This window comes from Limnoraphis robusta CS-951, from assembly GCF_000972705.2.
In genome coordinates, this window is record NZ_LATL02000315.1 from 1 (window position 1) to 7,686 (window position 7,686).

Consider the following 7,686-nt stretch of genomic DNA (forward strand, 5'->3'; position numbering starts at 1 on the left):
ATCTAATAGTGTATGTCCCCATTGTTGTGGGATAGATAATATCTGTAAAATTAGATAAGCTATTAAACTAACATAAATTTGTATCGTGATACCATTGACGTTTTTAGTAATTAATTGATCAAGCTTTAAGTGCATCTTTAAAAACTTCCACAACAATTCTACTCCCCAACGTAATCGATAAATATCTCTAATTTGATCATCACTAACGGCAGCCTCTCCCAACGCAGGTAAATTAGTCACCAAGCGAAACTCAGTTTTTGTTTCGCGCGTCACAAAAATTTCTGTTTGGAACCCGCCCGTAAATCACTGATCACCGATCTCTTGTCAGCCCTACTCCCATCAGATAAGCTAAAGTAGGGAAATCTCCGCCAAACGTTGCTATTATGCTTCAGACAGCTACCCAAAATCCAGGTGCGATCGGGACGGACTCTCAACTCGATGTCGAACTTCGCAAAGTTTTCAAAGTCTTTAACGGAGAAACAGCAGTGCGAGGAGTCGATCTAGACGTGCGTCGAGGCGAGTTTTTTAGTATACTAGGGCCTTCTGGCTGTGGTAAAACCACAACTCTGCGTTTAGTCGCCGGATTTGAAACCCCCTCAGCAGGTGAAGTCTTGATTCGGGGACAATCCATGACTCGAGTTCCCCCCTACCTACGTCCAGTTAATACCGTTTTTCAAAGTTACGCTTTATTTAGTCATCTCAATGTTCGAGATAATATCGCTTTTGGCTTACGAGTCAAACGACGAGGCAAAGCAGAAATCGAGGAAAAAGTCAAGGAAGCTCTGAGATTAGTAAAAATGGAAGCCTTTGTCAGTCGGTTTCCAGGGCAAATGTCGGGAGGACAACAGCAACGAGTCGCTTTAGCGAGGGCTTTGGTGAACCGTCCGGCAGTATTATTACTCGATGAACCCTTGGGTGCCTTAGATCTGAAACTGCGTAAGCAAATGCAGGTTGAGTTATCCAACTTACACAAAAATCTCGGCTTAACCTTCATTATGGTGACGCACGACCAAGAAGAAGCGATGAGTTTATCCGATCGCATTGCCGTGATGCACGAAGGCCGTATTGAACAAATCGGCAGTCCTAACGAAATCTACGAATATCCTCAGACTCCTTTTGTTGCAGACTTTATCGGCGATACGAACCTGTTTCGAGGACGAGTGGAAGCGGCTGATGCTTCGAGTCAACTGATCGTTACAGAAACGGGATTAAAAATTGAGGTATACCCCTCAGCGCCCACTCAAACCTCAGTTTCTTCAAAGATCCAAATTGGTGATGGGGTTGTCGTCAGTGTACGACCCGAAAAAATTGTGATCAGTAACAATCCTTTAGGCGGTGCGGCTAACTGTTTTGAAGGCCGACTGATCAACAGAATGTATCTAGGAACCCACTTACAATATATTGTGCAGTTACTCTCTGGTGAACAACTGACGATCCGACAGTCAAAAACCAGTGAAGCGATAGACAATGGAGAAACGACCGTTTATATCAGTTGGAAACCCACAGACTGCTTGGCTTTGAGTCAATAAGACGCTAAAATCTTTTGTTTGTTCGCTCGTCTTCTGCACGCCTGACTGCGGTTTGTGGGAAAATGTCAGGTGTTGTCTTCAACAGGCCAGATTACCATTGGGCTGAAATCGTGCCTCCAATTCATAGACCAAAACCATCTTTAACCAGGGCTGTTCAAACTCGACGTCAATTTCTGCAAACCTCGATAGCCGCCGCCGCCGCTTCTACGATGACGAGTTGCGGATGGACTCTGGCTGAGGTGAAAACCACGCCCAACACTCAAGTTGCTTCTGATACCCTGTATATTTACACTTGGACAGGTTACACCGATAGCGATTTACTGGATCGCTTTACCCAAGAAACCGGCTTGAAAGTGGTGGCCGATGTCTTTGACTCCAACGAGTCGATGCTTGCCCGCATTCAAACCGGAGGTGCAGGAGCTTATAGTGTTATTTATCCTTCTGATTACATGGTTCAGAAGATGGCGGATCTGGGCTTACTGATGGAGTTGGATCACTCCCTACTCCTGGGTTTAGAAGATATGTTCCCCATGTTCAAAAATCCGGTTTATGATCCTGGCAATCGCTACAGCATCCCCATCAGTTGGGGAACGACGGGATTAATTTACAACAGTCGAAAACTCAAACAACCCCCAGAGGACTGGGATTATCTCTGGCAAAATCAACGGCAAATTTCTAAACAATTTACCCTTCTCAATGATGTGCGAGAGGTATTCGGTGCAACCTTGCGAACCTTAGGCTACTCGTACAACTCCACTGACCCTCAACAAATTAGCCAAGCCTACGAAAAACTCATCAAACTACAACCTGCGATCGCCTCTTTTACAACAGATGCTTGGCGTCCTCAGATGATTGTTGGGGATTTGTTGATCGCCATGTGTTATTCAGCAGATGCGGCGGAAGTGATGCCGGAAAATGAAGATTTGAGGTATATTACTCCCCGCAGTGGCTCATCGCTGTGGACTGATACTTTGGTGATTCCGAAATCTGCCCCCAACCCCGATGGGGCTTATCAGTGGATGAATTTCATGCTTCAGCCGGAAATAGCCGCTCAAGTGGTTGAACGCCTCAGTTTTGCCACTCCCTCGGAAGTGGCTTTTAGAAAACTCCCGAAAACCTTGCGAGACGATCCGACACTGTTTCCGCCCGAGTCTGTGATAGAAAGAAGTGAGTCTTTGGCTCCCCTTTCAGCAGAGGCGAATGAAATTTTTGATCGCTATTGGACAAGACTGACGAGTGCTTAATCAACATTGCTCACCATTCAGGGTTCACTGAAAATGGCTGTATCGAGTAAAAATCCGCCCAATTTTCCCCCGACTTCGCCAAAAACAGGTTTGAAACAAAGGGCGACGAAACTAATCGGCCCGTTGGTGTTATTAGGGCCTGCTGGGTTGTGGTTGCTGTTATTGCTGGTTCTGCCCACATTAGTTATTTTTCAACTGAGTTTAGTTGAAAATATTCGACCGGGTGATGTAGTCATTCCTGATGGCATTGCGAACTATTTGCGGGTGTTTGATCCAGTTAATTTACAAGTGATTGGGCGATCGCTGTTTTTTGCTTTTGGAACAACCATTTTGTGTTTAGTCTTGGGGTTTCCTGTCGCCTACTGGATCGCCATTAACGCGCCCTCGAGATGGCGAAATTTGTTGCTGTTGGGGTTTGTTTTACCCTTGTGGACTTCTTCACTTTTGCGAACCTATGCTTGGATTACGATTTTACGACCAACAGGAGTATTAAACTCGTTTTTAGGAGTTTTGGGTTTACCTGCGTTGGAGTTACTGAACCGAACTCCGGCGGTTTTAATTGGGATGGCTTATAGTTATTTGCCTTATATTGTCACGGTTCTCTATGCGTCCTTAGAGAAGCTAGATCGGCGTTTATTGGAGGCTTCGGCTGATTTAGGAGCAAAACCAACCGAAACCTTTTGGAAGGTGACTGTGCCGCAAGCAAGGGCGGGTATTGCGGCCGGAGCGTTGTTAGTGTTTATTAGTTCATTAGGGGATTTTGTTGATCCTGAACTTCTGGGCGGTGCCTCGAGTATGACCGTTTCTCGATTAATTTTCAATCAATTTTTAGGGGCGACTCAAAATTGGGGTTTTGGTTCGGCGTTGAGTATGGTGTTAATTATGGGGGTGAGTTTAGCGATCGCACTTTTACTAAAATATGGGGATGGTAGACCGTCGAAATAGGGGTTTACAGTTATCAGTCATGTAGGGGCGCGCCTCCACCCAAATATAGCAGGTCGCGCTGGCTTGTTTACAAGGGTCAAGCCTTGAATGTTACCACCAAGACACAAAGACACAAAGAAGTTGTAAACATTAACCTGCTCATTGCTATAGATGTCTTCTCAGCAACCATCTCAATAAACCCGCCCAACCCGTTATCAGTTATCTTGATAATTTTCTCATGCAAGAAGATTTAAAACAACAAAATCAAGAGGATATTCCGATAGAAATGAGAGATACAAAACAGAAATTTCAGGTTTCTTGGCAGGTCATTTTTGTAGGATTGATGTTTTTTTATATGTACCTGCCAATTTTTGTGTTAACGTTTTATAGCTTTAACAAATCTCGTTATAGTGCGGGATGGCAGGGATTTACATTAGAATGGTATGCTAAACTCTTTCTAGATACTCGCATTTTATCAGCCCTACAAAATAGTTTATTGGTTGCCTTTTCTGCGATTGGAATTTCAGCCGTGATTGGAACTTTAATGGCAGTTGGATTAGCTCGATTTCGATTTCGCGGAAAAAGTTTATATCAAGGGGTTTCTTATTTACCCTTAATTATACCTGATATTGCGATCGCTGTTTCTACGCTGGTTTTTCTCGCGGCTGTAGCCATTCCATTAAGTATTTGGACGATTGTAGCCGCTCATGTGGTGTTTTGTTTGGCTTATGTAGCGTTAGTTGTTTCGACACGTTTAGCCGATCTCAATCCTCATTTAGAAGAAGCCGCTTTAGATTTAGGTGCGACTCCGGTTGAAGCCTTTATTCAAGTCTTATTACCAGAATTAATGCCCGGAATATTGTCTGGTTGTTTGTTAGCCTTTGTGCTGAGTATGGATGACTTTTTAATTGCCAGTTTTACCGCCGGAAGCGGAGCAACAACTTTACCAATGGAGATTTTTAGCCGCATTAGAACAGGCGTAAAACCCGATATTAACGCCTTGAGTGTCATTCTCATTATCGGTTCGGGAATGGTCGCTTTTCTAGGAGAATTTTTGAGAACTCAAGGCGATAAAAAACGCCAAGGATAACATTTCTGAGAACAGGTTGGGGTAATTCATGAATTACCCCGACAAAAATGGCTGACTGTCTCTTTGTGCCTCTGTACCTTTGTGGTTTTTATGCTGTGCGTTTCAAACGACAATCACACAACATTAACCAACTTTTTGGCGTAATTCTCCACAGAACCCCGACTCAACAAAGGATCATAACCTAACTGTTGTGTAATTCGTTCTCGGGCTAAAACACGATACTCCCAAAAATGTTCTCCGGCTGCACAGAGGGCAAAATACAAATTCAGAACTTCAGGCTTTTTCCGCAAAATCATCCAGAGTTGTCGCCAAAACTGTCCGCGAATTTCTGGGCGACGTATACCCTGATGCCAGATAATCTGAGAAATGAGACGCAACCCTTGACCAATAGGATACTGCATCGTTTGTCGTCCGGGAAGTGAACCCAAACGCAGACATTGTTCTAAACAACGTTTGAGATAATTTTTAGGTTCATACATTTTCCAAAACCCGTCAACATATTCTCGGGCAATTTCAGAAATTGGACGAGTCGGAACAAAATTCATCAATGTATTTTGGTCTCCGGTGGGATGACTGCGCCCCTCTAATAAACGTCCTTCTCCCTGGAGTCGGTTCCACAAAGCGGTATTAGGTAAAGCCTGAAGAATTCCTAACATCGGTTGAGGAATGGTTGTTTTTTCTACAAAAGCTTGAATTCGTTCCCCTGCGCCTGTTCGTTCGCCATCAAAACCAAGAATAAACCCAGCATAGATCAATAATCCCGCATCATTAATTTTTTGACAAGCTTCAACGAGGGGATGGCGAGTATTTTGAACTTTGTGGGTAACTTGTAAACTATCTTGGTCTGGAGTTTCAATTCCGAGGAAAACCGAATAAAACCCAGCTTCACGCATCAACTGCAACAGTTCATCGTCTTCTGCTAAATTAACGGAAGCTTCTGTAATAAAGGTAAAAGGATAGTTGTGTTGCTTCATCCAAGGAATCAATTCTCGCAGAAAGCGTTTAACATTGCGTTGATTGCCAATAAAGTTGTCATCGACGATAAATAACGACCCTCGCCACCCTAAATCATACAACGTTTGTAATTCGGCTAAGGCTTGATGGGGTTCTTTTGTGCGAGGTTTACGACCATACAGGGTGATAATATCGCAAAATTCGCAGTTAAACGGACAACCCCGAGAAAACTGCATCGCCATCATAAAGTAGGAATTTCGTTGTAGCAAGTCAAAACGGGGTATCGGACTTTGGGTGACATCCGGTTTTTCTAGGGAACGAAAAACGCCTTGAGATTTGCCTTCTGTGAGTGCTTCTAGAAACAGCGAAACGGTCATTTCTCCTTCATCGAGGATGAGATAATTCGCCCCAGAGTCGAGGGCATCTTGGGGAACAGAGGTTGGATAGGGGCCGCCGACTGCGACTTTTTTTCCTAACTGTACGGCTTTTTGAATTAAGCTATGAAAATCAGCTTTCTGCACTAACATTGCCGACAGAATCACCAAATCACACCAGTCCCAATCTGCATCAGTCTCTAGGCTAACATTGCGATCATAAAAACGAATTTCCCAGTCTTCGGGAAGAAGTGCGGCGACAGTCAGAATTCCCAAAGGTGGAATCATCGCTTTGAGTCCTGCCATTTTCATCGCCCGGTCATAAGACCAAAACGATTGAGGAAAGCGAGGATAGAGGAGTAGGGCTTTCATTGGATTTTAAACCTATGTAGATTGACGTTGATTGAAATAGAGATCAAAACTCGGTTGATTGAATAGCCCCTCCATGACATCAGTATACCTTAGTCAGTCTTATAGATTTCTCACTCATGCAAAAGGCACTCATGCAAAAGGCAATCATGCAAAAGTGGGTATAAACCCGGTTTCTGCTAGAAACCGGGTTTCTGGTTTGTACCTCATAGTTTGGCGCGAATTCCAATCTTGCAAAAAGCAATCTTGCAATAGGCAAAAAGCAACACACTGATAACTGTTCACTGTTTACCCGCCAGAATTTAAGCAGCTATCAATTTTTGATCTGCTTAAATAGATGGAATCACCGTCCGTTCACGGCGGTGAGGATGTCAATGTCTTCCCTAAACGCCTAACCAAGCTGAAACAAAACTCGAAAACTCGGAATTCACAAAATATTTCTCCATTTCTTCCTCTATGATGGTTAGTTCTCGAGGAATTCCCCGTCGGATATCCAGACTAACAATTTGAGCATTTTCTGCTTGCAAATCATCCCAATAACCCTGAACAGATTGTTGAGCTTCGTAGCCCCCAGCAAAGGGTCCAAAATAGTAGATACATTCAGGAGATTCGGTAATAATCTCAATCCAACAGGCTAACCCCATCTTCTCTAAGTAATCCGTAAAAATTTCTTCAGCCTCATCAAAATCTTCGCTTTCAGACTCTAATGTTTCAGAAATATTCTCTGTAACTTCATCAACTTTTTGAAAAGTTTCAGTTTTCATCTGAACCTGAAACTTACAGGACATTTCTTGGGCTTTATCCTTGATATTTTGTGCGATTTTTTCAAACTGTTCTGGTGTCGGCATAACTCACCCCTGTTCTTTTGTATCGTCATAGGTTTTTTCTACGTCTTTAGTTTAACAGGAGAGGGTTTGAGATAAAGTATATACAAACGTTTGATAAGCGTATATATTGTGAAAATTGTGTTATTTACTACAAAAATTTACAGGATTTTTAGCCAATTTCTCAACTCAAAACTATTCAGTTTCCCTCTCCTACCTCTGACTAACCCTCTCTATCACTCCCCTTGATCCCCCCTTGATCCCCCCTTAAAAAGGGGGGTAAGGCGAGGGGAGCCTTTTTTTTGATTACTAGATATCTAAAACTATTAATTGCTCCTCCTTCCCTTGCAGGGAAGGGGGTTGGGGGGTTAGGTCATC

6 protein-coding genes and 1 pseudogene are annotated in these 7,686 nt (G+C 43.4%); 4 read left to right on the forward strand and 3 right to left on the reverse strand.

The annotated features are described in order from the left end of the window. A pseudogene (locus WN50_RS26705) lies at positions 1-280 on the reverse strand (transposase); the annotation flags it as partial. A 103-nt stretch (positions 281-383) separates the two neighbouring features. Between WN50_RS26705 and WN50_RS26710 the strand changes: the two are divergent. From WN50_RS26710 to WN50_RS26725, 4 genes are all read left to right on the forward strand, one after another. Next, positions 384-1,529: an ABC transporter ATP-binding protein gene (locus WN50_RS26710; RefSeq protein ID WP_046281862.1), complete on the forward strand. Its 1,146-nt coding sequence runs from the start codon at positions 384-386 to the stop codon at positions 1,527-1,529. Positions 1,530-1,639: 110 nt separating this feature from the next. Further along, positions 1,640-2,773, forward strand: a complete 1,134-nt coding sequence (locus WN50_RS26715) for a polyamine ABC transporter substrate-binding protein (RefSeq protein ID WP_046281861.1) — start codon at positions 1,640-1,642, stop codon at positions 2,771-2,773. A 33-nt stretch (positions 2,774-2,806) separates the two neighbouring features. Continuing rightward, the gene (locus WN50_RS26720) at positions 2,807-3,718 is read left to right on the forward strand and encodes an ABC transporter permease (protein ID WP_046281860.1); all 912 of its coding nucleotides are present in this window, start codon (positions 2,807-2,809) and stop codon (positions 3,716-3,718) included. Positions 3,719-3,935: 217 nt separating this feature from the next. Then, entirely contained in the window at positions 3,936-4,787 is an 852-nt protein-coding gene (locus WN50_RS26725; RefSeq protein ID WP_046281859.1) for an ABC transporter permease, read from the forward strand. 113 nt (positions 4,788-4,900) lie between these two features. On the opposite strand, the gene WN50_RS26730 is transcribed toward WN50_RS26725, so the two are convergent. Both WN50_RS26730 and WN50_RS36630 read right to left on the reverse strand, forming a co-directional pair. After that, positions 4,901-6,487: a B12-binding domain-containing radical SAM protein gene (locus tag WN50_RS26730; RefSeq protein WP_046281858.1), complete on the reverse strand. Its 1,587-nt coding sequence runs from the start codon at positions 6,485-6,487 to the stop codon at positions 4,901-4,903. 380 nt (positions 6,488-6,867) lie between these two features. Beyond that, the gene (locus WN50_RS36630) at positions 6,868-7,332 is read right to left on the reverse strand and encodes a DUF1816 domain-containing protein (RefSeq protein WP_235441144.1); all 465 of its coding nucleotides are present in this window, start codon (positions 7,330-7,332) and stop codon (positions 6,868-6,870) included. Positions 7,333-7,686 lie beyond the last annotated feature (354 nt).